This window comes from Synechococcus sp. W60.1 (assembly GCF_047461575.1).
GTDB lineage: Bacteria > Cyanobacteriota > Cyanobacteriia > Thermostichales > Thermostichaceae > Thermostichus.
Map to the genome: position 1 here is coordinate 131758 of NZ_JANSHL010000003.1, position 24173 is coordinate 155930.

Here is a 24173-nt window from a genome sequence, read left to right on the forward strand (position 1 = left end):
CCTTCTTGAAAGAGGGTAGGATGGTCAGGCCGATGTTTTTGGGTGGAGCATGGCTTCTCCTTCCCTGATCCCTCAGGAAAAAACTTTCCCTTGGCAGGCTCGTCAGCCTGCTTTGCTGGTGCTGGCGGATGGCACTTCCTTTGCCGGTTGGTCTTTTGGGGCGCCGGGCACGGCGGTGGGCGAGGTGGTGTTTAACACGGGCATGACCGGCTACCAGGAGGTGATTACCGACCCTAGCTACCGGGGGCAGATGGTTACCTTCACCTGTCCGGAGCTGGGAAATACCGGAGTCAATGAGCTGGACGAAGAATCGGCTCGGCCCCAAGTCGCGGGGGTGATTGCCCGCAATGTGTCTCGCCTGGCCAGCTCCTGGCGGGCTACATCCACCCTCCCCGAATACCTGCAACGATATGGGATCCCGGCCATTGCTGGGTTAGATACGCGGGCTTTGGCACGGCGGCTGCGCTCTCAGGGGGTGATGAACGGGGCCCTTTCCACGGAGACTTTGGATCCCCAGGTTTTGTTGGAGCGGGTGCGCCAGGCTCCTTCCATGCAGGGGTTGAGCTTGGTGGCGGAAGTTACTACTCCCCAACCCTACGAGTGGCTGGAGCCTACGCCTGCCGATTGGGACTATGGCCGCAGCCAAGGGATCCCAGTGCCGGAGCCGCCCCTGCGGGTGGTGGCCTTGGATTTCGGCGTTAAGCGCAACATTCTGCGCCGCCTTACCCGCTATGGCTGTCGGGTGATGGTGTTGCCGGCCAATGCCAGCCCGGAGCAGATTTTGAGTTACAACCCCGATGGGATCTTCCTCTCCAATGGGCCAGGGGATCCCGCCGCTGAGACGACTGCCATCCGCACCACGCAAGCGCTGCTGCAAACCGGGAAGCCCCTATTTGGGATCTGCCTGGGCCATCAGATTCTCAGTTTGGCCCTAGGGGGATCCACCTACAAGCTCAAGTTTGGCCATCGGGGCCTCAACCATCCCTGTGGGCTGGACAAGCAAGTGGAGATCACCAGCCAGAACCACGGATTTGCGGTGGATGCCGCTTCGATCCCCGCCGATGGGGTGGTAATCACCTACCTCAACTTGAATGACCGTACCGTGGCCGGGATCCGCCACCGTCACCTGCCCCTGTTTTCCGTGCAGTATCACCCGGAAGCCAGCCCCGGCCCCCACGACGCCGATCACCTCTTCCGCGAGTTCGTGGAGCTGATGCTGCAGCACCGCTCCCGTTAGCCTCACCCCCGGCTTTTTTCCCTCAGGGCCAGGGCGGCGCGGGCTTCTTCTCGGTCGTCGAAGTGAATCTTCTCGGTGCCCAGGATCTGGTAGTCCTCATGGCCTTTGCCGGCAATGACCACCGTATCCCCTGGCTGGGCTGCGAGGATGGCCAGGCGAATGGCCTGCCGCCGATCCACCTCCACCGCCCTGGGGGATCCAGGGATCCCGGCCAAAATATCCCGTAGGATCTGCTGGGGATCTTCGGTGCGGGGGTTGTCGGAGGTAACGATCACCTGATCGGCCCAGGTGGCGGCAATGCGGCCCATCTGCGGTCGTTTGCCCCGATCCCGATCCCCGCCACAGCCAAAGACGCAGATAAGTTGCCCTTGCACCTGGGATCGCAGGGCCTTGAGCAGGTTTTCCAGGCCGTCGGGGGTGTGGGCGTAGTCCACAACTACCGCGATATCCTGCCCCGGCAGGGTCACCCGCTCCATCCGCCCCGGTACGCCCGGAAAGTGGGGCAGGGCCGACTGGATGATCTCGACAGGGATCCCCAAGTGCAGGGCTACCCCCACCGCCGCCAGCAGGTTGGCCAGGTTGAAGGATCCCACCAGGGGGGCTGCCACGGCAAAGGCGCCAGAGGGGGTGTGGAGCGTCGCCTGTAAGCCGTTGGGGTGCAATTGAACGTTGCTGGGCCAGAGGCCGGGGATCCCTTCCAGAGGCTGCAGCGAGTAGGCCCAGGGCTGCAGATCGGGCCGAATGGCTTGCAAGAGCCGCCGTCCCCCAGCATCGTCGGCGTTGATCACCGCCCGCCCTTGGAGATACTCCTGTCGGAAGAGGGTGGCTTTGGCCTGCCAGTAGTTCTCCATGCTGCCGTGGAAATCCAGGTGATCCTGGGTAAGGTTGGTCCAGACGGCAGCGGCAAAGGAACACCCCCACACTCGATCTTGAGCCAATGCGTGAGAGCTCACTTCCATCACGGCCACCTCTGCCCCGACTTGGTGGGCCTGCCGCAGGCTGCGCTGCAGCTCTAGGGGAAAAAGGGTGGTGTGGGAGGCCACTTCGCCATAGCCAGGCCAGCGGTTGTACAGAGTGCCCAGCAAAGCCGCGGAGCGGCCGGCAGCTTGCACCAAATGTTCGATTAAGTGGGTGGTGGTGGTTTTGCCATTGGTGCCCGTCACCCCCACCAAGGTCAGTTGGCGGGCGGGAAACCCATAGAAAGCTGCCGCCACCTGGGCCACGGCCCTGTTCAGGCTGGCGCGAGGCAAAACCAGGACGGGCTGACTTCCCCATCCAGCCTCTCCGCTGACGCTCTCCCACGCCTCTTGGGAAATGAGGGCCGCCACTGCCCCTGCCGCCAGGGCTTGGGCCACGAAGCTACCTCCATCCACGCGGGATCCCGGCATCCCCAAGAAGAGATCCCCCGGCTGTACCTGGCGAGAGTCGGCACAGAGGCCCCAGACCTGCACCCCCTCCAGGGATCCCTGGGCCAATTGAGGCTGGATCCCAGCTTGGTGGAGCAATTTGGACAAAGTGATCCCAGCAGTTTCCATTGTTGCCACTCCCCACAGCTTTGCCGGTTAGGGTAGCGGCCAGGGATTGCCGCCGTCAAATTAGGCCAGGGCTTCCTCCAGCTTTTGCTTGGCCCACAGAGAAGCGTAGAGGCCCTTCTCGTCCGCCAGCAATTCGGCATGGGATCCCTTCTGCACAAGGCGGCCCTGGTCCATCACCCAAATCTGATCGGCCTCCACCGCAGCCGTGAGGCGATGGGTGATGAAGATCACCGTTTTCTGGGCCGTGGTCTGGCGCAGATGGCGGAGGATGGCTTGGGCCGTCTGATTGTCCACGCTGGAGAGAGAGTCATCCAGGATCAAGATGGGAGCATCCACCAGCAAAGCCCGGGCCAAGGCCACCCGCTGTCGCTGGCCACCGGAGAGGGTAATGCCCCGCTCTCCCACCAGAGTGTCGTAGCCCTTGGGAAAGTTGAGGATCTCGGCGTGGATGTGGGCGGCTTTGGCAGCCCATTCCACCTCCCAATCTTCGGCATCCGGCTTGCCGTAGCGAATGTTATCCCGGACCGTGGCGCTGAACAGGAAGCTCTCCTGGGGCACATAGGCAATGGCCCGCCGCAGGGATCCCAGTTGCAGACGGGTGATATCCCGCCCATCCAAAAACAGTTGCCCCGGCTGGATCTCCAGCAGCCGAGGAAGGGCATTGGCCAGAGTGGACTTGCCCGCCCCAATCGGCCCCACCACCGCCACCATCTGGCCCGGTTCTATGCAAAAGTGCAAATCCTCTAGAGCCGGAGCTGCCGCAGGGCCGGCGAAGGCAAACGCGAGACCTCTGGCCTCGAGGCGACCCTGCACCCTCTCCAGAGGCAACGGCAAAGCGCCTGGGGCGTCTCGGATGGTGGGTTCTACCCCCAACAGAGCATCGATCCGCTCCAAGCTGACCTGCCCCCGCTGGTAGGCCGTGATGGTGAAGCCCAGCAGGGCGGTGGGAAATACCAACCGTTCCACGTAGAGGGTGAGGGCCGAAAAATCCCCGATGGTCAGCGTCCCTGCCGCAATCTGCGGCCCCCCCACCGCCAGCAGTAGCAACAAACTGAGGCTGACCAGCGCCACCAAAGAGGGGAAGAGCAAGTTGCGGGTGAGGGCTAAGCGTAAATTGGCCTGCAGCAGCCGCTGGTTCTGGCGGCGAAACCCCTGCTGCTCGTGCTGTTCCTGGCTGTACACCTTGATCAGGGCAATGCCGTTCAGGTCCTCTTGAATGAGATCGCTCAGATCCGCCAACTCCTGCTGCACCTGGAGCTGCTCCTGCTGCAGGCGGTTGCTGCTCAACTTCACCAGCACCAACATCACCGGAAACACCGACAGCGCCAAGATGCTCAGACGGGGCTCGATGCCAAACATGGCGGGCAAGGTGGTGGCATAGGCAAAGATCGTGTTGGCCAAATTGAGTAGGGCAAAGCCCAACAGGCGGCGGATGTTTTCCACATCGCTGGTGATGCGGGTGAGAATGTCCCCAATGGTCTGCTGGGCAAAGTAGGAAGGCTGCAGGGTGAGCAAATGCTCGAAGATGGCTTGCTTGAGGTGAAACTCCACCTGCCGTCCCACCCCAAACATCCACACCCGCGAGGCAATGCGAATGCCCATCATCAGGCTGGAGACGACCAGCACCGTCAAGGCGTAAAGGGCAATGCGCCGGGCCGACAAAGTGGCCAGGTTCTGGCTGAGGTCATCGATGACCAGCTTGACGTACCAGGGCAGGAACACCCCCAGGCCATTGACCAAGAGCAGGGATCCAATGCCCAACCCCACCTGTCGTCGATAGGGGCGCAGATAATGGGCCAATTGTCGGAGATGGGATCCGGTCACTCACTTGCTCCCTGCATCCTCTTCCACTCTAGCGTTCAGCCGGATCCCCCCGGTAGGGATCAGACCAGAACCTGAGCCGGGGCTTGCTGGGCCAGTTGCGCCGTTTCCCGCCGTGCCCAGGCATCTGCCTGCAAAATGTCCTCCAGGCTGGGATCGGCAATGACTTGATGCCGCTCACAAACCCGCTCCAAGAGACGGGGAATATCCAAAAAACGGATGCGCTCCTGCAAGAACAGGGCCACCGCCGCTTCGTTGGCCGCATTCAACACTGCCGGCAGCGTTCCCCCCCTCCGTCCAGCGGCATAGGCCAACTCCATGCAGGGGTACTTGCGGTGATCCGGAGCCTTAAAGGTGAGGGATCCCAGCTTGACCAAATCGAGGGGATCCCAGGGGGTGGCCAGGCGTTCCGGCCAACTGAGGCCGTAGAGGATGGGCAGGTGCATGTCCGGCCAGCCCAACTGGGCCAGAACCGAGGTATCGGCCAGCTCGATCAGGGAGTGGACAATGCTCTGCGGGTGGATGAGGATGTCGATGTGGTCGTAGTCCAGGCCGAAGAGCCAGTGGGCCTCGATCACCTCCAGGCCCTTGTTCATTAGGGTAGCCGAGTCGATGGTGATTTTGCGCCCCATCACCCAATTGGGATGCTTGAGGGCATCGGCCAGGGTGACCTGATCCAATTTTTCGGCAGGCCAATCCCGAAAGGCGCCACCCGAGGCAGTCAACAGGATTCTTCGCAGGGATCCCGCGGGCACCCCCTGTAAACACTGGAAAATGGCCGAATGCTCAGAGTCGACGGGGATCAGGTTCACCCCGTACTGCCGCACCAAGGGCAGCACCACCGGCCCCCCTGCCACCAGGGTTTCTTTGTTGGCCAGGGCAATGTCTTTGCCGGCACGGATGGCCGCCAGGGTTGGCAACAAACCGGCGCAGCCGACGATCCCCGTCACCACCCGCTGGGCCGCTGGGTGAGCCGCCACCTGACACAGCCCCTCCGTTCCGGCCACCAACTCCGGCAGCGGTCGGATCCCCGTTAGCAGCGACCGCAGCTCCGGCAGCAGCTCCTCCCGGCCAATGGCAACCATCTGGGGCCGAAACCGCCGCACCTGCTCGGCCAAGAGGTCAACGTTGCTGTAGCTGGTCAGGCCAACAACCTGAAAACGCTCCGGATACTGGGCCACCAAGTCCAGAGTTTGGGTGCCAATCGAGCCGGTGGAGCCGAGCAAGGTGATGGCTTGCATAAAGGATCCCTTTGCACCTGAAAGAGCGTGACATCCTCCCAACGCAGACTTCCCCTCGCGCAACTTGCCCAAGGACTCCGTCCCGCTATTGCGAACGGTCCCACCTCGCGTTCGGGGATCCCTGCCTCACGCCCCTTCATCTTATTCTTATCTGGTTCTGATCTGGAATCTGTGTGCTCCCTCCGATCCCCGACAGCGGGATCCTATGCGGCTGTGGGGTCCGCGATGCCCCCCTTCCCCAGATTTTGGTTTCAAACCTTTCCCGACTGAGAACGCAGCCACTGGCTGAGCAGCGCCTCGATCAGCTCCGAAAGATCTTGATCCGATTCCAACAGGATGCGCTTCACGGCTCGGTGAGTCTCTTTGGGGATTTGACATACTCCCCTGCCTAAAGGCAGGGGATTCTGGTTCCTGGTTCTGCGACAGCACTTACCGTATTGGGTTGCCCCTCCACGACAGCGGTGCTCATCGCGGCAGCGGGCCGTAGGCCTTTCTCCCCAGGCGTTCCCCCTTTCGGGGCGGTTCCCTTTTGCCCAAAGGTACCGTTGTTCCACTCCCCACCCAACAACTCCAACCCTTTGCGCAGGATGTTGATGGCCGCATTCTCATCTCGGTCAATCTCGCTACGCGACGCTAACGCGAACACCACCCCACACCGCGGGCAGCGGTGAGTGCGAGTGGACAGCGTCTTCTTCACCCGATGGCCACAATGAGAACAGTCCTGCGAGGTGTACTCCGGCGGCACTGCCACCACCACCTTGTTCAAGACCTTCCTGTAGTAGTCGAGCCAGCCGGTGAATAAACTCCAACTCGCGTCGTGAATCGACTTGGCCAAGTGGTGATTCCGCACCAAGTTACGCACCTGCAAGTCCTCGTACACCACGACAAAGCGCTCCGCGCCGCTGCAAGCGAACGTTAGATGCCACCACGCACCGGGCCAGCTTCACAGCCCAGTCTCTACGCTGGCGTTGAACCTTCAGGTGTACCTTGCCCAGTCGCTTCCTCTGCTTGTGGTAGTTCTTGGATTGAGGTTTGGCCCCTCTCCGAAACTTCCGACTTAACCTGCGTTGCTCTCGCTTCAACCTCCTTTCAGCACGACGCAAGAATTTCGGGCACTCTACCTTGTTTCCGTGGCTGTCGGTGTAGAAGTGCATCAAGCCCACATCCAGCCCCACCACCTGGCCGGTGTACTCCACCTGCTCTTGGCGTTCTACATCCAGGCAGAACTGGGCGTAGTACCCATCGGCCCTGCGTATGACCCGCACCCGGTTGATTTTCAGGGTGAGGATGTCCCGCCGTGCCTCGCCGTTGCAGTACAGGGCAAAGGTGCCCGCCTGGAAGCCGTCCGTGAAGGTGAGGAACATTCCATCCTGGGAGAGCTTCCAGCCGGAGACCTTGTACTCCACGGAGCGACAGTGTTTCTGGAACTTGGGATAGCCCTTCCGGGCTGCCTTCTCCTTGCAGCGGCGGTAAAAGTTGGAAATAGCAGACCAAGCTCGCTCGGCACTGGCTTGTCGGGCAGAGGAGTTGAGCTTCTGGGCGAACGGGAACTCTCTGGCTAAGTCCTTGCAGAGGGAGTACAACGTGGCCCTGTTCACCCCCTGATGATCCATCCAGTGGCGCAGGCACTTGTTGCGCACAAACTGGGCAGTACGAATGGCCTCATCCAGGGCTTGGTACTGCTGGGCTGTGCCGTTGAGGAGCTTGGCTTCGAGGACGCGCATGGGCCCACTCTAGCGCAGGTTAGCAAGATAAAAGCCGCCCTGGTCGCGTCAGCGGGCCGTAGGCCTTAGGGCGGGGCTTTAGACCCAGTTTTTTGGTAACTGTTCCGAGGTGGGGCGGGCAGGGGTGTCAATCACCGTGTGCTGAAAGCCTGTGGGCGTGGGAGTGGTGGGATCCCCGGCCAATACCTTGATAGGAAAGGATGATCCCCGTTCTGCCCAGCGAGAGGCCGAGCGATTGGGATCGGCGTCGATCAACAGGGCCATCCCCGACCCACCCAAAGGGGCTGCCCCTTGTTTTTGCTGAAGGTAGAGGGCCAGGTGTACCGCCGTGGTGGTTTTGCCCACGCCCCCTTTGAACCCCAAGACCGCGATATTCATCTGCCACACACCCTCCCACCCTGGTTTTACTGCCCAGTTGCGCAGGCGGCAAGAGGCTAAAGTGCGCATCGCCACGTTGGGTCTTGGGGCAAATCGGAAGAGCCGGGCGCGGGGGGAAGCGTTCCCGGTTCCGCAATCTTTAGGCTTCGCCGGTAGGATATCCTTGGCTAGCATAACCGTCTGGCCTTGGAGAATGACCATGCTTTATCCTTTGCGCTCCCATTTTCCCTTTGGCCTGGCCCACTTTTGGTCTGTTCTGGTGGGGTTGGGTTTGGCCCTGAGCATAAGCGCCTGTGGCGGCGGGGGTTCCAGTCGCCCGCTTCCCCCAGTCTCAGCTCCTCCCACAGGACGAATTGAGGGATCCCATTTCGACGATCTCAACGGCGATGGGCTGCGGGATCCGGGGGAGCCGGGGCTGCCGGGCATCGCCACGTTTTTGGACTTAAACGGCAATGGCCGCCTCGACCCGGGGGAGCCCAGCACCGTCAGCGATGCCAGCGGTAACTTTCGCTTCTCCAACTTGCCCCCTGGCACCTACCGCGTCACTGCCCTTTTGCCCCCGGGGCGAGTGTTCACCACGCCGCGCTCAGGCTTGGGGCTGGAGCGGATTGTGGGCGGCAGACCTGCTCCCGAAGGGGCCTTTCCCTGGATGGTGGCTTTGCTGAGGGCGGCTGAGCCGGATCCTTTTCAAGCGCAGTTTTGCGGCGGATCCCTGATCGCGCCGGAGTGGGTAGTTACCGCTGCCCACTGCTTTTTCGACGAAGGCCGGCAGGTGAATCCCCAAGATCTGGATCTGCTGTTGGGTACCAACCGCCTACAAATCGGCGCCGGCCAACGCATTCGCGCCGCGCAAATTGTCCTCAACCCCGGCTACAACCCCCAGGTGGGGCAGCTTGGGGGGAATGACATTGCCCTGGTACGCCTTTCTCGGCCAGTGGCTTTGGCCACCCTGCCACTGGTGCAGCCCAACCAAACCAACCTGACGGCCCCTGGCACTGCCGCCACCATCCTCGGCTGGGGAGCCACCTTCCCCCGCGCCCTGGATCAAGAACCCAGCGGCTTTCCCCGAGATTTGCAGCAGGCCACCGTTCCCATCGTCTCCAATGCGGTGTGCAACGCGCCCCAATCCTACAATGGCACCATTTTAGATACCATGCTCTGCGCCGGCTTTCCTCAGGGGGGAGTCGATACGTGTCAGGCTGATAGCGGTGGGCCTTTGATTGTGTCCAGTGGCACGGGTTTTGCCCTGGCCGGGATCACCAGTTTTGGCAGAGGCTGCGCCCAGCCCAATTTCTATGGGGTGTATACGCGGGTGTCTAGCTTCGCCGGTTTTGTGCAATCGGTAATCGGCAGTGCCCCCAGCCCAACTCCAGCACCCTCTCCCCCGCCCCCCACTGGGACAACGGCCTCATTTGTTGTGAATTTGAGGGAAGGTGAGGTGGTTTCGGGGCTCAACTTTGGCAGCCGGGCGCAGTGAACACGAACTGTGGCAGCAAGCAGTGGTGTGGCGATCGTTTAGCTAGGCCGCCGTTCGCGCTAGCGGGACGGAGTCCTTGAAGCCCCGCCCTCTGTCCGTAGGACGAGGGTCGGAATGAAAGGCGGACATCCCCTGTTCTATAATCAGCCTGGCTGTGCAAAACGGCATTGCCGGAATCTGGTACAGCTACGCGGTGGGGTATCCCGTGTCTGCTCGTGGAGGGTTCTTGCACTAGCTCCCCAATGAAGCGAGAAGCCCGCTCCGTACCGCCAGCAGTCGGAGTCGGGAGTATGTCACGATAGGGATCCCTGTTGTAACCGAGTCCATCCCATTGATTGACGGAGGAGATGTCTTGCTTATGACCCAAGTGACGATTGGCGAAAACGAAGGGATCGAATCGGCGCTGCGTCGCTTCAAGCGCCAGGTTTCTAAGGCAGGCATTTTGCGGGATTTGCGCAACCATCGGCACTTTGAAACCAACCTAGAAAAGCGCAAGCGCAAAGCGGTGGCCGTCCGGCGCAACCGCCGCAAGTCCATGGCCTAGGCTACTGCCGACACTCGGAAATCTGAACCCCTCTGAACAGGGCTTGTGGCCTTGCCTGAGGTTCTGACGTTAGTTTCTCGGAATCTGGGTTGGGCCAGCCTGCAGGGATCCGCTCAACACGTTAATTTCCAGCATCAGCTAGAAATCGCAGGAGCCCCGCACTGTACCCGTAGGGTCAGTGCCGGGAGGAATGCGCTTTGATGAAGTACAATGAACTTATGAGCCAAGTCCTGACCGTCTCCTGTAAGCTCAAGGCGTCCCAGTCGCAAGCCGCCAAATTGGACGCGACGATGGAGGCTTTTGGCCAAGCCTTGAACTGGGTCAACCAGAACACGCCGGAGAAGATCGTCAACGCGGTCAAACTGCAATCCCTTTGCTACTACGAGATTCGAGCCCGGTTCGGCTTGTCCAGTAACTTGGCTCAACAGGTGTGCAGACGGGTGGCAGGCGCTCGCAAAGTGGCGAGACAGCGCAACCGTCCGGTTAAAGAGTTCAAGCGTAGGTTCGTTACCTACGACGCACGTATCTTTTCATTCCGCGAGAAAGACTGGACGGTGTCGCTGACCACGGTGGAAGGGAGAGAACGCTTTGAGCTAGCCATTGGTAACTACCAGAGGGGAATGCTGGCTGGCTCTAACCCCAAATCGGCCACCCTGGTCAAGCGCAAAGATGGCTCCTACTACATCCAGATTTGCGTAGAGAAAAAACCACCCAAGCAACAAGATACCGACAAGGTGATCGGGGTGGATTTGGGAAGGATAGATATCGCTCATACCTCAGAGGGGAAGAACTGGAATGGACAGCAGTTGAACAGAGTCCGAGACCACTACTCCCGGTTGAGGGCGGCACTCCAACGCAAAGCCAGTAAGGGCACACGCAGTTCGCGGCGCAGATGCCGTCAACTGCTGCAACGGCTGTCTGGCAAGGAGAGGCGCTTTCAGGCGTGGGTCAATCATCGCATCTCCAAAGCTATTGTCTCTAGGGCAAAGACCACAAACAGCGCTATTGCCCTGGAAGACCTGACAGGGATCCGGGAAAGGGTCAATCAACAGCCACGCAGCAAAACCGAAAGGCGCAGGGCCAACAGTTGGGCGTTCTACCAACTACGTCAATTTCTGGAATACAAGGCGAGGGTTGCAGGGGTTTCTCTGGTTCTTGTGCCGCCTGCTTACACGTCGCAGACCTGCCACCGGTGTTTGCACATCCATCCCGACCCTGCGCAATCCTATCGCAGTGGTAAGTCGTTCAAGTGTGGGCACTGTGGATGGGAAGGAGATGCGGACTGGAATGGGGCCAACATGATTGCCAAACTTGGGGCTGTCGTAAACCAGCCTAGAGGTTCGGGCCTGTTTTGTTCTCTGGTAGAGCAGAGCAGGCCCAGGGCTACTGAAAGCCCGCTCCGTACCGCTTAGCGGTCGGAGCCGGGTAGTTTACTTCTTCGCCAACATAGCTCTCGGGCAAAGGAGCAAAGGGGGCTGAGCGCTGGATGGCACTGAGCACGGCTGCATCCAACAGGGGATCTTCTGAGGGGGTTTGCAGGCGCAGTTCCCGCAGGGATCCCTGTCGATCCAGACGCACCTGCACCACTGTTACGTAGGAGCCGGATGCTCGCCGTACCATCCAGTGTTGGCGAACCCTTTCTTGAAATTGAGCCAAGTAGTCTCCCCAATCTGGATCGGCGACGGCATTAAGGCTGGGTGGGCCTGCCCGCGAGGACTCTATCCCACTGGTGCGACCAAGGCTGGAGCTGTGGGATCCGGTAGGAAAAGTCGGGGGCAAGGTGGGAGAAGGCTCTTCCAACGGGGCTGCGATCGGCTCTGGAGAGGGCAAAGTTGGATGCGGATCCGCTGGAGCCGACAGGTAGGGTTGTGGCAAAACCTCAGGAGAACTTGCTGCTCTTTCGGGTTGAGGCTTGAGGGATTGAGCAGGAGAGATCTGAGCCGATTTGGTCTCCACTGCTGCTGCCGAGGAGGTAGCCAGTAGGCTTTGCAGATGCTGACGATAGTCCTGCAGTTGCTGGCGCTGTGGAGAGGACAGAGGCCAGTGATCCAGCCATTCTTCCGTCAGATGTAGCGCCTCCGCCCAATTGTGATCGGCAACTGCCTGCTCCAGAGCTGCTAAACCCGCTGATAGATTTTCTAACCTGGCCTTTGGCTGCTGCTGAGGAGAGGCAGAGTCGCGGTTGGGTTGGGGCATCTCAAGCTCCCTTGGGGATGGGGGGAGGATCCCAGGGACAGGACTCCCTGCGGCTGAGGCGAGCAGAGGCTGTGCCGTTGCAGAAGTGACCTCTACCCATTCACCTGGATTGGCCACTTGCGACTGCCGCACCGATACGTGATCCCGAGGTTCAGAGACACCGGACTCACGGGCGGAGACGGGCGCAATCCACTGCGGCTCTGGGGGCGGCTCGTCTGCCACCTCCACCCACTGAAAGGGGAGGATCTCCTCCTCTTCCCGGATCCTAGGCTGCCAACCCACCCAGCTCATCGCGATGAAATGCAACCCTGCCGAGAGCACATTGGCCAGCCCCAGACGCCAAGGTAAGGAGCGGCGTTCCTGCTGTCGTTCTTGTTGAGAACGGCTGAGGCGGGGCTCTGGATCCACCTCTCCGTCTGTCAAGCAATTTGCCTGGCTCTCAGCAGCCGGTTCTGGTTTGGGGGAGGTGGACTCTGCAGTAGGTTGGGCCGGGATCCCTGCGCTACAAGGATCTCGAGCGGGGTTCAATTCGTTTTGCACCTTTCCACCTTTCCTCACAGCCACATGCCAACAGAAGCCCACCGACGCTTCTCTGCTTCCTTCGATCAATAGCCCATCCCCGGGCAGAGGGGTAGCCATCGATGCACAAACGCGCCCAGGGCAAAGCTGTGTTGGCTTATACGGACTTCTGCCATTTCAACGCCTATCTTTTTCACGGGGGGCGGTGCTTTGAGCCACCTAGGCTCACGAAAAGCCAGCTCATGATTCTCCGAACTAGAGCTTGTGGAGCGGGTTTATGCTTGTTACCCAGCAACCTGTCCTGAGGCGGTTTTGGTACCCCGTGATCCCGATGTCGGCCCTGGAAACCGGCCCACAAGCTTTCACGCTGCTGAAGACTCCTCTGGTGCTTTGGCTCAATGAGTCAGGGCAGCCTTGCGCCGTTTTGGATCGCTGTTGCCATCGCTCCGCTCAACTCTCCAAGGGGGTCGTCTGCAATGGCCACATCCGCTGCCCCTATCACGGCTGGGAATTTGACGGCTCTGGCACCTGTGTGAAGGTGCCCCAACTTACAGACAACTTCATCCCCCCTACCTACAAGGTGGAGGGGTTTCGCTGCCAAGAGCGCTATGGCTATGTTTGGGTGGCATTGGCGGATCCCTTGACCGATATTCCCGAGATCTCAGAGGTGGCGGATCCCCGGTTTCGCCAAATTCATCAGTTCTATGAGGTCTGGAAATGTGCTGGCCTGCGCCTGATGGAAAACTCCTTTGACAATGCCCATCCCCACTTCGTCCATCAGCAGAGCTTTGGGGTGATCTCCGAGCCTGTACCCCCAGATCTGGACAGCCTTGAAGAACTGGAATATGGCCTTCGGGCCACCTCTGTTTTGCCGGTGTTCAACAGCGACCTGCAGAAGCAAAACTTGCGGATGTCGGAGGATCGCACCGTGCGTATCCTAGAGAGCACTTGGTTTATGCCCTTCAGTCGCAAGCTCAAGATCACCTATCCCAACGGCCTTGTCCACATCATTTTCACAGGGGCTGCCCCCATCGACGACCAAACCTCACAGGTGGTGCAATTCTGTTTGCGCAACGATTCAGAAGCAGAGGTGAGTGCTGAGAGTATCATCGCCTTCGATCGACAGGTAACCCTTGAGGATCAATGGGTTCTGGAAAGCACCGACTACGATGTTCCCCTCGATATCAAGGCGGAGCAGCACATGTTCACGGATGAACCCGGCATTGTCATGCGTCGCAAGCTGGCTGCCCTCTTGAAAGCTCACGGAGAGGTGGAAGCGCGGCGGAGCAGGGATCCCGAACCCACGCCAATGGTCGGGCAGACCCAAAAGAGGGGCCGGAGCAGCCCCCCTTGGGTTTGAGAGTCTTGATTAGATTCCTCGTCAGAGCAGGGAGAGGCGCTCTCCTCGTAACTGGAACTACTTGATCTTGACGGTGGCGCCGGCTTCTTCCAGCTTCTTCTTGATGTCGTTGGCTTCCTCTTTGGCAACCCCTTCTTTGACGGGTTTGGGAGCCGCCTCGACCAGATCTTTGGCATCCTTCAGACCCAAGCCGGTCAACTCGCGCACCACCTTGAGGATGGCGATCTTCTTGTCGGCTGGCACAGCCTCGAGGATGACATCAAAGGCAGTTTGCTCTTCCACCGGCTCAGGGGCTGCCGCCGGAGCTGCCGCCGCCGCTGCCACAGGAGCTGCCATGACCATGCCGCCGGCTGGGGCTGCTGCACTGACGCCAAAGGTTTCCTCGATGGCTTTCACCAGCTCGGAAGCTTCCAGCAAGCTCAAGGCTTTCAACTCTTCCAAAATCTTTGCAACGCGCTCTGAAGACATGATGGTTTCTCCTTGGGGGTAACAGAATCGATACACAGGTTTGGGCTGATGAACTGAAGCCCTTTATGCGGCCTCCTTGTCGGCAATGGCCCGGATGGCCCGCCCCAGAGAGGCTGGGATCTCGTGGATACCGCGCGCCACTTGCGTGGGCACAGCATTGAGCCCGACCGCCAGGCCGGTGGCCACCGACTTGAGGCTGCCCGCCACTTGGGCCATGAGCACTTCCTTGGGCGGTAGCTCGGCGATGGCCTTGGCCTGCTCCAAGGTCAGGGATAGCCCTTCAATGCCAGCACCGCGGAACTCGGTTTTCTTGGTTTGCTTGGCAAAATCTTGATACGCCTTCAGGGCGGCTGAAATATCGCCCCGAATCAAGATAAAGGCCGTCGGCCCCGCCAAAAAGGGAATGATCCCTGCCCAAGCTTTTTGGTCGGCAATGGCTCGCCGCATCAGGGTATTCTTAACAACCATGCAAACCGAATCCGACTTGCGCAGCTCTGCCCGCAGTTGGTCCATCTCCGCAACGGTCAGCCCCTTGTAGTCGATCACCAGCACCATTTGGCTGGCCTGCAGCAGGGATCGGACTTTATCGACGATCTCCGCTTTCTTCGCTAAAGGTTGCTTGCCCATGCGCTCACCTCCTTTGTTGTCAATGGTCACCCAGGGTTAACGGGTGGTGAATCTGGGTTCTGCCAAACAGAATGCGTCCCAGCCGTGGCCGAGACGCATGGAGATAAGCGCACCCTCAAAAGCGATCCAAGAAGGGATCCCTTTGAACTTCGCTCAAACCTCGGCAGGACATTAAGCCCGCGGGCACCTGCTGTCTTCGGCTTGCTATTCGACTGGGGAAAGATGTTCTGCCGGGATCCTCCTCCAAATTCACTCACTCAAACCCTTTTCAACCCATCGCAGCGCCGAAGCCAGGCTTAGGTCGCCAACTTCAGCTCCCGCAGGGCATTGATATCAACCTCAATCGAGGGGCCCATTGTAGCAGAAACGTGTAGGGTTCGCCAATACTTGCCCTTGGCTCCAGAGGGACGGTTGCGATCGATGGACTCCTGCACTGCCTTTAGGTTCTCCAGCAGAGCTTCGACGGGGAACTTGCACTTGCCGAAGATCAAATGCACAATGCCGGTGCGATCCGCCCGGTACTCCAGCTTGCCGGCCTTGAACTCCTTAATCGCTTGGGCCAGATCCATGGTTACCGTTCCCCCCTTGGGAGAGGGCATGAGGCCGCGCGGCCCCAACAGCCGCCCCAGCTTGGCCACTTGGGGCATCACATCGGGGGTGGCGATCAGAAGGTCAAAATCTATAACTCCCTTGCCGATTTCCTCGATCAGGTCTTCATAGCCAACCCGATCCGCCCCTGCATTTTGGGCCTCCGTCACTTTCTCGCCACGGGCAATCACCGCCACCCGGATCTCTTGGCCGGTGCCCCTGGGCAAGACTACAGTGGTGCGCAGTTGTTGGTCGGCGTACTTGGGGTCGATCCCCAGGCGGATGTGAACCTCTGCCGCCTCTTCAAATTTGGCGGTGGCCGTCTCTTTCATCAGGGCCAAAGCCGCTTCGGGAGCATAGGCAATGGGCTTCACCTTCTCCCGCAAAGCCTGCATACGTTTGGAAAGCTTTCGAGCCATCGTTTCTCCTCGGGGTACTGGCGAGAACTTCTCTCCCCCACAGTGGTTTGCTAGAACAACTTTTTCAAGACCGTGAACACCTCAGACCGGGCAAGGGATCCCTCTATCAATCCACCACCGTCACCCCCATGCTGCGAGCAGTTCCGGCAATAATTTTCATGGCCGCCTCCACATCGTGGGCATTCAAATCCGGCAGCTTCTGCTCGGCGATCTGGCGCAGTTGAGCTCGGGTCAGGGATCCCACCTTGGTTTTGTGGGGCTCGCTGGAGCCAGACTCAATGCCCAGGGCCTTCTTGATCAACACCGAAGCCGGCGGCGTCTTGAGGACGAAGGTAAAGCTGCGATCCTCGAAGATGGAGATCTCAACCGGTACCACCATCCCGGCCTGATCCGCCGTCTTGGCGTTGTACTCCTTACAAAAGGCCATGATGTTGACCCCGTGTTGACCCAAGGCTGGGCCAATGGGGGGAGCGGGGGTGGCCTTGCCCGCTTGAATGGCCAACTTGACCACGGCCACCAACTTCTTAGCCATGAAACGCAGTTACACCTCTTTTCGCACTTGACCAAACTCTAATTCTACAGGGGTATCGCGCCCGAAAATCGAGATCAACGCCTTGAGCTTGCCCCGTTCTGGGCTGACCTCCACCACCTCGCCGTAGAAACCTTGGAAGGGGCCGGACAGCACCTCGATGCGATCCCCAGGGGCCATGTCGATTTTGAGGGGCACTTCCTCCACCTCGACGCTGCTGAAGATGCGCTGGACTTCGCTTTGGCTGAGGGGACGCGGTGTAACATGCCCCCGACCGCGACCGTAGGCCCGCTTTTCTTCGGTGCCGACAAAGTTGATCACGTTGGGGGTTGTTTTCACCACCATCCAAGTGTCGTCGTTCATGTCCATGCGCACCAGGACATAGCCGGGAAAAATCTTCTCCTCTTGCTCCTGGCGCTTGCCGGATCGATCCAGCTTGAAGCCCGTCCGCTTCGGGATCACCACCTCGACAATTTGATCCGCCACATCCAAAGCAGCCGCCCGTTGCATCAGGGTGCTCTTCACTTTGTTCTCGCAGCCTGAGGCCACCTGCACGGCGTACCAGCGCAGGTTGCGACGCTCTTGACCTTCCCCCTCGTCTGGTTCCGGGATCGCGTCTGCAGGCTCAAAGTGCTCCACACGGCCCCCACGACGTTTTCGCTGCTGCTCTGGCCTCATCACCTCACATCCTCCCTGTAGCCATCCTTGAACATGACTCTCTTGCCCCTCAGGACAGAACATCACAAGAACAGCTGAGTGGCTACCCAAGCAAACACTTGATCGACCAGGTAGATGAAGGAAGCAAAAGCCAACACAATCAGTAAGACCCCTACCGACTCGCCGATCAATTGCCGGCGGCTCGGCCAAACGATCTTGCCCAATTCCACACGGGTCTCGTGAATGAAGCCCGGGATCCCTTTGAGTTCGGTGGAACTGTCTTTGGAGTGGCCCCGGCTGGCGGGATCCAAACGCTGTTCCGTATCGGCTTTGCTGGAGGGGGTGCTCTTAACCACGGCGGTGTTCTCCTAATGGATCCCGAAAACGGTGTACCGCATTTCAGCAGGCACGGGATCGGCTTTGCGATCCTAACAGATTTACCGGGAATGGGATCCAACCTTAGGGAGTGGGGGTGGGCTCAGGTGCCAAGGAACCGGGAGAAAGCGGGAGGGAGCGGCGGCGGGATTGGTTGAATTGCTCCACAGCAGCATCGACGCTGGCCTTGCCGTCCCAACGGGAAGCGGCACTTTGGCGAGAGAGGAAGTCGGCAGCCCGGAAGAGATCGTTGACGTTAATGCTGGTGCCATCGAACAGAGAGGGATTGCTGTCGCGGCGAATGGCATCGTTGACACTTCCGCTTTGGGCCAGGGCCACCCCAGAACCGCTCAGAACCGAGCTCAAGGCCATTCCCACCAGAAGCAGCACTGGGGGCGAGGGGATCCCACGCCAGCAGACGGGCGATGGATTCAGGAGACGGTTGAGAAGCTTGCCGAGCATGATTTATTTCTCCGCTTCGTTTACACGAGGGTGCTGCTCCGCCAGCCCCTCTACCAACAACTGCTGCTCTTCGGCGGTCAAGGGGCGCTTGGCCAACAGGTCTGGCCGCCTTTGCCAGGTTCGAACCAGCTGCTGCTGCAGACGCCAACGGGCAATGGCTTGATGGTCGCCTGAGAGGAGTACCGGCGGCACCTTGTACCCCTGAAACTCTGGCGGGCGGGTGTACTGAGGATAGTCCAGCAGCCCCGCCTCGAAGCTTTCCCTCTTTAACGAGTCTACCTTGCCCACAGTGCCCGGCAAGAGCCGCACCACGCCGTTGATCAGGGCCAGCGCCGGAATTTCCCCCCCGGTCAGGACAAAATCCCCCAGCGACACCTCGCGGGTGGCCAGGTATTGGCGGATGCGTTCGTCAAAGCCTTCGTACTGGCCACACAGCAGGATCAGCTGCGCCTTCTGGGCCAGCTCCTGCAGCAGCGCCTGGTTTAGCGGTTGCCCCTGGGGCGTCAGCAGAATGATCTCGCAGGGATCCAACCGGGGCAGGGAGGCGACAGCAGCGAAGAAAGGCTCTGGCTTGAGCACCATGCCCACCCCACCCCCGTAGGGCTCATCATCGACACGGCGGTGCTTATCGGTGGCGAAGTCGCGTGGATTGGTGCAGTGGACTTCGGCGATCCCCTGCTGTAGGGCTTTGCCCACCAGCCCAATGCGCAGCGGCGTTTCAAAAAATTCGGGGAAAAGGGTAAGGATATCGAACCGCACAGGACTCAGGACGAGGTGCGCAACCGCTCCAAATCCAGGCGCAAGGACTCAATCTGATGGATCAGCTCCATCAACTCAGCCATCTCTTCTCTGGAGATAGCCGGCTTGTTGGGGGAGGAGGCTGGTGTCGGGGGAGCATTCTCGACAGGCGCTTCAGAGTCAGGACTTGCCGAGGGGGCGTTGGCGGCTGGATCCCTGAGACTCTCAACGTAACGAACTGCCTCCTGCTCGATCAACTCTCCCTTTTGCTCCAGCTCCGCCGCCAGTTGTCCCAAGTCCATCGAAAGGCGGTTGAGGTTTTCGGTGCGCTTTTCCGGGTCTTGCAGGATCTCCACCAGAGCGGTGGCCGTGCCGTAAAAAATGTGGCGAGCCCGCGTGAACCAATCTGAAGAGTGAGAACTCATGGCAGCAGAAAGAGGTGGGTTGTGGATTATTCTAGGCGATCCACCCACCGGGATTGACCCAAGCATTGCAGACTGAATACCCAGCGCCGAAGGACAGACTGGGATCCAATTCTCCAAAATCCTAGGGACACTCTCAGTCTTAAGGCAGGGCTCAATCGACAGCGCGGATCTCGCCACTGTTTAGGCGCTCCACAATCGATTCCAGCAGTTCGTGCTCTTCTGGGGAAATTTCTTGATCGGCCATGACGGCACTGAGAATCTGCTGTTGCTCGGCGCGAGTCAAGACTTTGTCCGCCAAAGCCCGGTTGATTAGAGCTCTCAGCTCAGAGGGTTGAGAGGGTTCCACCGTTTTTCTCCTAGCGCTGGAGGGCAAGGGGTCCCATAATGGGGTTCTGGATCCAAGAAGCAATGGACAGCGGCCCACTACCCAGTATACCAGTATAACGGTACGGCTGTGGAAACCCAGGTATCCTCAAAAGACCAGAGCCAGAGATCCCAACCTGTGGGGGTGATTGGCGGCGGGCAGTTGGCGCAGATGTTGGCCTTGGCAGCTCGCCAGATGGGGATCCCGCTGGTGGTGCAGGCTGCTGCTCCCACCGATCCGGCGGTGGCAGTGGCCGATGGGGTGGTTTGGGGATCCACAGCCGACAGCCAGGCCACGGCCCAGTTGTTGGAGCGCTGCCCGGTGGTTACTTTTGAAAACGAGTTTATCCCTCTGCCGGAGCTGAAAAAACTGGATCCGGAGGGATCCCGCTTTCGTCCCAGCCTCAGCACGCTAGAGCCGCTGCTGGACAAGTTGCACCAACGGCAGTTTCTGGCGCGGTTGGGGTTGCCGGTGCCGACTTTTTTTCCGCTGGAGGCGGTGTTGGATTCGGCAGACCTGGCCGGGTTGGGCTTTCCGGTGGTGCTCAAGCGACGGCGACAGGGCTACGATGGGCAGGGCACCCGCATCTTGCACGAGCGAGCGGCTTTGCAGCAGGCCCTTAGCCAATCTGAGGGGATCCCGCTATTGCTGGAGGAATGGATCCCGTTCGAGCGGGAGCTGGCGGTGATGGTAGCGCGGGGGCTGAAGGGAGAGATCCGGGTTTATCCGGTGGTGGAAACTGTGCAGATTGAGCAAATCTGCCGCCATGTCCTGGTGCCTGCCCGCATCCCCCCAACCACCGAGGCCGAGATCCGGCGCTTGGCAGCCGATCTGATGGAAAAATTGGGTGCAGTTGGCGTGTTTGGCATCGAGCTGTTCTGGGTGCCGCCGCCCCACCCCAAGGCCGGGATCTGGATCAACGAAATCTCGCCGCGGGTCCACAATTCCGGCCACTACACCCTGGAAGCCTGCCACACCTCACAATTCGAGCAACACCTGCGGGCCATCCTCGGCCTGCCTTTGGGGGATCCCTCCCTCAAGTGTGGGGGGGCAGTGATGGTCAATCTCTTGGGCTATGAGCATGCCACCGGCGATTACCCAGAAAAGCGGCAGCGCCTGGCCCAGCTCCCCAATGCCACGGTGCATTGGTACCACAAAACCCCTGCCCGCCCAGGGCGGAAACTGGGCCATGTAACCGTCTGTCTGCCGACCGCTTCTTCCCTACAGCAAGCAGAGACCATTGTTCGCACCCTCGAATCCCTCTGGTACCCCCAGCCATGAGCCAAGTGTCGGATCCCTCATTTTCTCCAGCCACACAAGCCCTGATCCAGGCGATGCAACGGCGGGATGTGCCCGCGGTAGCTCAGCAGGTGAACGGCTTGTCCCCTCAAGAGCGCCCTGCTGTGTTGACCCCTGCCCTCCAATACCTGGCCGAGGTGGATCCCGCCAGTGCCCAGTGGTTTGTTCGCCACCTCATGGCCCCTGCGGTCAAAGCGCAACTGCGAGAAGGGATCCTCAAAGCCGCCCAAGACTACCTACAGGAAGCCGGCTTCACCGAAGGGATCGACTACGAACTCAAGCCTGTTCGCGAAAGCGGTGCGGAGCACCATCCCCAATCAGGGGGCAACATCTTGAGCATTAGCCGCAGAGCCTTGCCCTACGCGGCTCCCGATGACGATCCCTTGGGGCAGTTGTTGTTGGCGGAATTCTGCGAATTGCGGGACTAGGCCACTATGAGCAGTACGAGTTATCGGCTGCAGGTGCTGGACATCACTGCCCTGCCCCAACTGCTGGAGCTGGATCGACGGTGTTACGGAGGATACTGGGGAGAACAGGGGTATCGAGCGGAGCTGGAACGACCCACAAGCACGGTGATTGGTGTAGTGGCGGAACCCGTTGCCGTTGGCGCCCCGTGTGGCTTGGGCCAAACGGAGTTCCCCCTTCCCTCTCCAAACCCCACTTCGCCGACGCAGGTGACAAAAGAGCTGGTGGGCTTCGGCATTCTCTGGCGTATTGAAGAAGAAGCACATATCATCTCTCTGGCGGTGGATCCCGAGCACCGGCAACAGGGCTTGGGCCGGCGGATTCTGGAAGAACTGCTGAACCAAGCGAGAGCAGCAGGCTGCCGCTGGGCCACTCTGGAGGTAAAGGCTTCCAATCAAGCGGCAATCCGCCTGTACGAATCGGCAGGGTTTCAACGGCTGGGACGTCGCAAGGGGTATTACAACGGAGAAGATGCGCTGGTGTATTGGAAGAAACCGATTTAGAAAAGCGTCAATTGTATATAAATTGAAGGGCTGTGAACGTTTTTCGGGATACACCTCAAGCCAGACAACAAGCAAGCCAATGGGCTAAGAATATCAAGGCTGCGGGCGATACAATGCAATACAACACATTGACCGGGCGCCGATTGCGTATTTGATTCTTTTATAGATCATCAAAGTGCTCTCGTTTTGTGGATGCAAACTGCTCGACACAGCTCCTTCCGGCAACATTGGCTCTAGCCAATGCAGGCGCATCTACCGTGCAACGGAGACGCTGACTTGATCACGGAGCTCCTGCTCGGTGGGGAAAAGCTATAGCCTGCGATATCAACACCTTGAATTCGATCCTTGCCGTTTGGTGGCCGATCAGAGCTTCAACTTACGGCTGGAGTCCTTGGGCTAATAAGATGTAAAGTTTTATTTCGAGATCCAACATTTCTGCTTCAATATATATTTTTCATATCGTATCCCCCCTCTGGCCAGCTTGCCTGAAAAAACACTTCAGGTTAACCTACACTTGTTATCTGTCCATCCTGAGCATTTTCAAGCTGTGAGGATCATTATGGACACCTCTGGAAACACCATTGGAGATGAGGCCATCTCTTTTGTCGTCAGTCTTTGGTCTAGGCTTATCGATTTTATGCCCAATCTCCTTGCGGCGATTGTCATCTTAATTCTGGGTTGGATAGTGGCCATGGCAGTAGCCTTCGGCGTTAGAGGACTGCTCAAAAGGACGCAACTGGACAATCGCTTGGCTGCTTGGGTTTTGGGCCAAAAGCCCGGCGAGAAGCTGCCCCAAACGGAGCGCTGGGTGGCCGCTGCCGTCTACTGGGTGATTCTTGCTTTTGTGTTGGTGGCGGTACTGAATGCCCTGCAGCTTCAAGCTGTCTCCGATCCGCTCAACAGGTTTTTGGGGGAAATCTTCGTTTATCTGCCACGGGTGGGTGGGGCGCTGGTGCTGCTGGCTGTGGGCTGGGTGGTGGCCACTGTTGCTCGGCTGGCGGTCATCCAGGGGCTGCGGCGTTTCAACCTCGATGAGCAGTTGGCCCGGCCTCTGCAACAGGAAAGCACTGGCGGTGAGGCAGGTGCAGAAGGAACCCCAACCGGCCAAGAGGGAGGTACAGAGGTCACCCCTTTCCTGCTGAATGAAACTTTGGGCAATGCCCTTTACTGGCTGATTCTGCTGTTCTTTTTGCCGATCATCCTGGATACCCTGAACCTGCAGGGGCCGCTGCAGCCGGTGCAAAACCTGCTGGATCAGTTGCTGTCGATGGTGCCGCGGATTTTGGGAGCGCTGATCATCGGTGCAATGGGCTGGTTTTTGGCCCGCATCGTGCGTGGGATCGTTTCCAATTTGTTGGTGGCAGCGGGAGCTAACCGCTTGGGGGCACGCTTTGGCATTCCCCAGCTGGCCCAAACGGTGGGCACAGTGGCCTACGTCTTGGTGTTGATCCCGGCAGTGATTGCCGCCCTCAAGGCCCTGGAAATCCGGGCCATCTCCGATCCAGCGGTGGCGATGCTGGAGCAGGTGTTGCGGGCCATTCCCCGAATTGCAGGATCTGCTCTCATCCTGGCCGTGTTCTACTGGCTGGGGCAGTTTTTGGCTGGCTTGGTGACCCAGTTGCTGCAGGCGGTGGGTTTTGACCGTCTGGTCGCGGGGCTGGGCTTGCCCCTGGCCGCTGCTCCTGAGCCTGAAGGGGATCCCGCTGCCAAACGTCGCACTCCCTCCGAGATTGCCGGCTTGGTGGTCTGGGTAGGCGTGGTCTTGTTTGGGGCGGTGCCGGCAGTGGAGCTGCTGCAGTTTGCTGCTTTGACCGACATCGTGGAGGGGCTGTTGGTCATTTCCGGGCGGGTGCTCATCGGCGCTTTGGTGTTTGGGATCGGTCTTTATTTGGCCAATTTGGCCCACTCTATGATCAAGAGCTTGGGTAGCCCTTCCTCAGGGGTACTGGCCCAGGCGGCGCGGGTGGCTATCTTGGTTTTTGTTGGCGCCATGGCCCTGCAGCAGATGGGCGTGGCCACCGACATTGTGGTGTTGGCTTTTGGTCTGGTTCTGGGGGCGATTGCCGTGGCGGTGGCGTTGGCTTTTGGGTTGGGAGGTCGCGATGTAGCTGCCGAGCAAATCCGGCAATGGCTCAAGAGAGAGTGAGAGCCGATCTCTGTAGACGTTCGATTGCACCTAAAAAATTGCCCCGCCCATCATCGGGCGGGGTTATTGCTGCATC

Annotated in this window: 26 protein-coding genes and 1 other annotated feature; of the genes, 9 read left to right on the forward strand and 17 right to left on the reverse strand. The window is 59.5% G+C overall.

Annotation, left to right across the window (positions count from 1 at the left end; all coding sequences use genetic code 11):
* Nucleotides 1-49: 49 nt before the first annotated feature.
* Nucleotides 50-1237, forward strand: coding sequence for a glutamine-hydrolyzing carbamoyl-phosphate synthase small subunit (carA, locus tag NW805_RS04495; protein ID WP_414421780.1), 1188 nt, complete (start codon nt 50-52; stop codon nt 1235-1237).
* A 2-nt stretch (nt 1238-1239) separates the two neighbouring features.
* Here the strand turns inward: carA and NW805_RS04500 are convergent, their stop codons facing one another.
* The 6 genes from NW805_RS04500 to NW805_RS04525 all read right to left on the reverse strand — a co-directional run bounded on the left by NW805_RS04500 (nt 1240) and on the right by NW805_RS04525 (nt 7936).
* Nucleotides 1240-2772, reverse strand: a complete 1533-nt coding sequence (locus NW805_RS04500; RefSeq protein WP_414421781.1) for a UDP-N-acetylmuramoyl-L-alanyl-D-glutamate--2,6-diaminopimelate ligase — start codon at nt 2770-2772, stop codon at nt 1240-1242.
* Nucleotides 2773-2832: 60 nt separating this feature from the next.
* Nucleotides 2833-4596, reverse strand: a complete 1764-nt coding sequence (locus tag NW805_RS04505) for an ABC transporter ATP-binding protein (RefSeq protein ID WP_414421782.1) — start codon at nt 4594-4596, stop codon at nt 2833-2835.
* Between the two features lie 59 nt (nt 4597-4655).
* A complete protein-coding gene (locus NW805_RS04510; protein WP_414382951.1) occupies nt 4656-5834 on the reverse strand; it encodes a 1-deoxy-D-xylulose-5-phosphate reductoisomerase in 1179 nt (392 codons plus the stop codon).
* 388 nt (nt 5835-6222) lie between these two features.
* The gene (locus NW805_RS04515; RefSeq protein WP_414421783.1) at nt 6223-6717 is read right to left on the reverse strand and encodes an RNA-guided endonuclease InsQ/TnpB family protein; all 495 of its coding nucleotides are present in this window, start codon (nt 6715-6717) and stop codon (nt 6223-6225) included.
* Nucleotides 6689-7558 carry an RNA-guided endonuclease InsQ/TnpB family protein gene (locus tag NW805_RS04520; protein WP_414421784.1) on the reverse strand — a complete coding sequence of 290 codons (870 nt, stop codon included), beginning with the start codon at nt 7556-7558 and terminating at the stop codon, nt 6689-6691. Before NW805_RS04520 ends, NW805_RS04515 begins: the two co-directional genes overlap by 29 nt.
* 78 nt (nt 7559-7636) lie before the next feature.
* Complete coding sequence (locus tag NW805_RS04525) at nt 7637-7936, reverse strand: AAA family ATPase (RefSeq protein ID WP_414382948.1); 300 nt, start codon at nt 7934-7936, stop codon at nt 7637-7639.
* A 199-nt stretch (nt 7937-8135) separates the two neighbouring features.
* Between NW805_RS04525 and NW805_RS04530 the strand changes: the two genes are divergently transcribed.
* The 3 genes from NW805_RS04530 (at nt 8136) to NW805_RS04540 (ending at nt 11369) form a co-directional block, all read left to right on the forward strand.
* Complete coding sequence (locus NW805_RS04530; protein ID WP_414421785.1) at nt 8136-9413, forward strand: trypsin-like serine protease; 1278 nt, start codon at nt 8136-8138, stop codon at nt 9411-9413.
* Nucleotides 9414-9771: 358 nt separating this feature from the next.
* Nucleotides 9772-9957, forward strand: a complete 186-nt coding sequence (gene rpsU, locus NW805_RS04535; RefSeq protein ID WP_011432857.1) for a 30S ribosomal protein S21 — start codon at nt 9772-9774, stop codon at nt 9955-9957.
* A 218-nt stretch (nt 9958-10175) separates the two neighbouring features.
* Nucleotides 10176-11369 (forward strand): RNA-guided endonuclease InsQ/TnpB family protein, encoded by a 1194-nt coding sequence (locus NW805_RS04540; protein WP_414421902.1) that lies wholly within the window; start codon nt 10176-10178, stop codon nt 11367-11369.
* Here the strand turns inward: NW805_RS04540 and NW805_RS04545 are convergent.
* Nucleotides 11341-12576: a TonB family protein gene (locus NW805_RS04545; RefSeq protein ID WP_414421786.1), complete on the reverse strand. Its 1236-nt coding sequence runs from the start codon at nt 12574-12576 to the stop codon at nt 11341-11343. The genes NW805_RS04540 and NW805_RS04545 overlap by 29 nt on opposite strands.
* A 373-nt stretch (nt 12577-12949) precedes the next feature.
* Here NW805_RS04545 and NW805_RS04550 point away from each other — a divergent pair, with 373 nt between their 5' ends.
* Complete coding sequence (locus tag NW805_RS04550) at nt 12950-14032, forward strand: Rieske 2Fe-2S domain-containing protein (RefSeq protein WP_414421787.1); 1083 nt, start codon at nt 12950-12952, stop codon at nt 14030-14032.
* A 57-nt stretch (nt 14033-14089) separates the two neighbouring features.
* Here NW805_RS04550 and rplL read toward each other — a convergent pair whose 3' ends face one another.
* The 10 genes from rplL to NW805_RS04600 form a co-directional block, all read right to left on the reverse strand.
* Nucleotides 14090-14500 (reverse strand): 50S ribosomal protein L7/L12, encoded by a 411-nt coding sequence (gene rplL, locus NW805_RS04555; RefSeq protein WP_414329114.1) that lies wholly within the window; start codon nt 14498-14500, stop codon nt 14090-14092.
* Between the two features lie 63 nt (nt 14501-14563).
* The gene (rplJ, locus tag NW805_RS04560; RefSeq protein ID WP_011432851.1) at nt 14564-15127 is read right to left on the reverse strand and encodes a 50S ribosomal protein L10; all 564 of its coding nucleotides are present in this window, start codon (nt 15125-15127) and stop codon (nt 14564-14566) included.
* A 58-nt stretch (nt 15128-15185) separates the two neighbouring features.
* Nucleotides 15186-15345 (reverse strand) — a sequence feature (ribosomal protein L10 leader region).
* Nucleotides 15346-15423: 78 nt separating this feature from the next.
* Complete coding sequence (gene rplA, locus NW805_RS04565) at nt 15424-16134, reverse strand: 50S ribosomal protein L1 (protein ID WP_414421788.1); 711 nt, start codon at nt 16132-16134, stop codon at nt 15424-15426.
* 106 nt (nt 16135-16240) lie between these two features.
* Complete coding sequence (rplK, locus tag NW805_RS04570) at nt 16241-16666, reverse strand: 50S ribosomal protein L11 (protein ID WP_011432849.1); 426 nt, start codon at nt 16664-16666, stop codon at nt 16241-16243.
* Between the two features lie 9 nt (nt 16667-16675).
* Nucleotides 16676-17341, reverse strand: a complete 666-nt coding sequence (nusG, locus tag NW805_RS04575) for a transcription termination/antitermination protein NusG (RefSeq protein WP_011432848.1) — start codon at nt 17339-17341, stop codon at nt 16676-16678.
* Nucleotides 17342-17403: 62 nt separating this feature from the next.
* Nucleotides 17404-17676: a preprotein translocase subunit SecE gene (secE, locus tag NW805_RS04580; protein WP_414407344.1), complete on the reverse strand. Its 273-nt coding sequence runs from the start codon at nt 17674-17676 to the stop codon at nt 17404-17406.
* Nucleotides 17677-17779: 103 nt separating this feature from the next.
* Nucleotides 17780-18157: a hypothetical protein gene (locus NW805_RS04585; RefSeq protein WP_414421789.1), complete on the reverse strand. Its 378-nt coding sequence runs from the start codon at nt 18155-18157 to the stop codon at nt 17780-17782.
* 3 nt (nt 18158-18160) lie between these two features.
* Entirely contained in the window at nt 18161-18916 is a 756-nt protein-coding gene (gene trmD, locus NW805_RS04590) for a tRNA (guanosine(37)-N1)-methyltransferase TrmD (protein WP_414342776.1), read from the reverse strand.
* Nucleotides 18917-18921: 5 nt separating this feature from the next.
* Complete coding sequence (locus tag NW805_RS04595; RefSeq protein WP_414329472.1) at nt 18922-19320, reverse strand: hypothetical protein; 399 nt, start codon at nt 19318-19320, stop codon at nt 18922-18924.
* Nucleotides 19321-19471: 151 nt separating this feature from the next.
* Entirely contained in the window at nt 19472-19666 is a 195-nt protein-coding gene (locus NW805_RS04600) for a hypothetical protein (protein WP_414329471.1), read from the reverse strand.
* 156 nt (nt 19667-19822) lie between these two features.
* Here NW805_RS04600 and NW805_RS04605 point away from each other — a divergent pair, with 156 nt between their 5' ends.
* From NW805_RS04605 to NW805_RS04620, 4 genes are all read left to right on the forward strand, one after another.
* Nucleotides 19823-20965, forward strand: a complete 1143-nt coding sequence (locus tag NW805_RS04605; protein ID WP_414421790.1) for a 5-(carboxyamino)imidazole ribonucleotide synthase — start codon at nt 19823-19825, stop codon at nt 20963-20965.
* Complete coding sequence (locus NW805_RS04610) at nt 20962-21411, forward strand: hypothetical protein (protein ID WP_414351012.1); 450 nt, start codon at nt 20962-20964, stop codon at nt 21409-21411. Before NW805_RS04605 ends, NW805_RS04610 begins: the two co-directional genes overlap by 4 nt.
* Nucleotides 21412-21417: 6 nt before the next feature.
* Nucleotides 21418-21951: a ribosomal protein S18-alanine N-acetyltransferase gene (rimI, locus tag NW805_RS04615; protein ID WP_414421791.1), complete on the forward strand. Its 534-nt coding sequence runs from the start codon at nt 21418-21420 to the stop codon at nt 21949-21951.
* 559 nt (nt 21952-22510) lie between these two features.
* Nucleotides 22511-24097, forward strand: a complete 1587-nt coding sequence (locus NW805_RS04620; protein ID WP_414421792.1) for a mechanosensitive ion channel — start codon at nt 22511-22513, stop codon at nt 24095-24097.
* Nucleotides 24098-24173: the final 76 nt, after the last annotated feature.

What these genes read in the sequence shown, in the direction of transcription:
- NW805_RS04585 (WP_414421789.1), bottom strand. Translation starts at nt 18,157, where the DNA reads ATGCTCGGCAAGCTTCTCAACCGTCTCCTGAATCCATCGCCCGTCTGC.
- rplA (WP_414421788.1), bottom strand. Translation starts at nt 16,134, where the DNA reads ATGGCTCGAAAGCTTTCCAAACGTATGCAGGCTTTGCGGGAGAAGGTG.
- NW805_RS04540 (WP_414421902.1), top strand. Translation starts at nt 10,176, where the DNA reads ATGAGCCAAGTCCTGACCGTCTCCTGTAAGCTCAAGGCGTCCCAGTCG.
- rplL (WP_414329114.1), bottom strand. Translation starts at nt 14,500, where the DNA reads ATGTCTTCAGAGCGCGTTGCAAAGATTTTGGAAGAGTTGAAAGCCTTG.
- NW805_RS04550 (WP_414421787.1), top strand. Translation starts at nt 12,950, where the DNA reads ATGCTTGTTACCCAGCAACCTGTCCTGAGGCGGTTTTGGTACCCCGTG.
- NW805_RS04610 (WP_414351012.1), top strand. Translation starts at nt 20,962, where the DNA reads ATGAGCCAAGTGTCGGATCCCTCATTTTCTCCAGCCACACAAGCCCTG.
- rplJ (WP_011432851.1), bottom strand. Translation starts at nt 15,127, where the DNA reads ATGGGCAAGCAACCTTTAGCGAAGAAAGCGGAGATCGTCGATAAAGTC.
- NW805_RS04520 (WP_414421784.1), bottom strand. Translation starts at nt 7,558, where the DNA reads ATGCGCGTCCTCGAAGCCAAGCTCCTCAACGGCACAGCCCAGCAGTAC.
- nusG (WP_011432848.1), bottom strand. Translation starts at nt 17,341, where the DNA reads ATGAGGCCAGAGCAGCAGCGAAAACGTCGTGGGGGCCGTGTGGAGCAC.
- rimI (WP_414421791.1), top strand. Translation starts at nt 21,418, where the DNA reads ATGAGCAGTACGAGTTATCGGCTGCAGGTGCTGGACATCACTGCCCTG.
- NW805_RS04595 (WP_414329472.1), bottom strand. Translation starts at nt 19,320, where the DNA reads ATGAGTTCTCACTCTTCAGATTGGTTCACGCGGGCTCGCCACATTTTT.
- NW805_RS04510 (WP_414382951.1), bottom strand. Translation starts at nt 5,834, where the DNA reads ATGCAAGCCATCACCTTGCTCGGCTCCACCGGCTCGATTGGCACCCAA.
- NW805_RS04530 (WP_414421785.1), top strand. Translation starts at nt 8,136, where the DNA reads ATGCTTTATCCTTTGCGCTCCCATTTTCCCTTTGGCCTGGCCCACTTT.
- NW805_RS04525 (WP_414382948.1), bottom strand. Translation starts at nt 7,936, where the DNA reads ATGAATATCGCGGTCTTGGGGTTCAAAGGGGGCGTGGGCAAAACCACC.
- NW805_RS04620 (WP_414421792.1), top strand. Translation starts at nt 22,511, where the DNA reads ATGGACACCTCTGGAAACACCATTGGAGATGAGGCCATCTCTTTTGTC.
- rpsU (WP_011432857.1), top strand. Translation starts at nt 9,772, where the DNA reads ATGACCCAAGTGACGATTGGCGAAAACGAAGGGATCGAATCGGCGCTG.
- NW805_RS04500 (WP_414421781.1), bottom strand. Translation starts at nt 2,772, where the DNA reads ATGGAAACTGCTGGGATCACTTTGTCCAAATTGCTCCACCAAGCTGGG.
- carA (WP_414421780.1), top strand. Translation starts at nt 50, where the DNA reads ATGGCTTCTCCTTCCCTGATCCCTCAGGAAAAAACTTTCCCTTGGCAG.
- rplK (WP_011432849.1), bottom strand. Translation starts at nt 16,666, where the DNA reads ATGGCTAAGAAGTTGGTGGCCGTGGTCAAGTTGGCCATTCAAGCGGGC.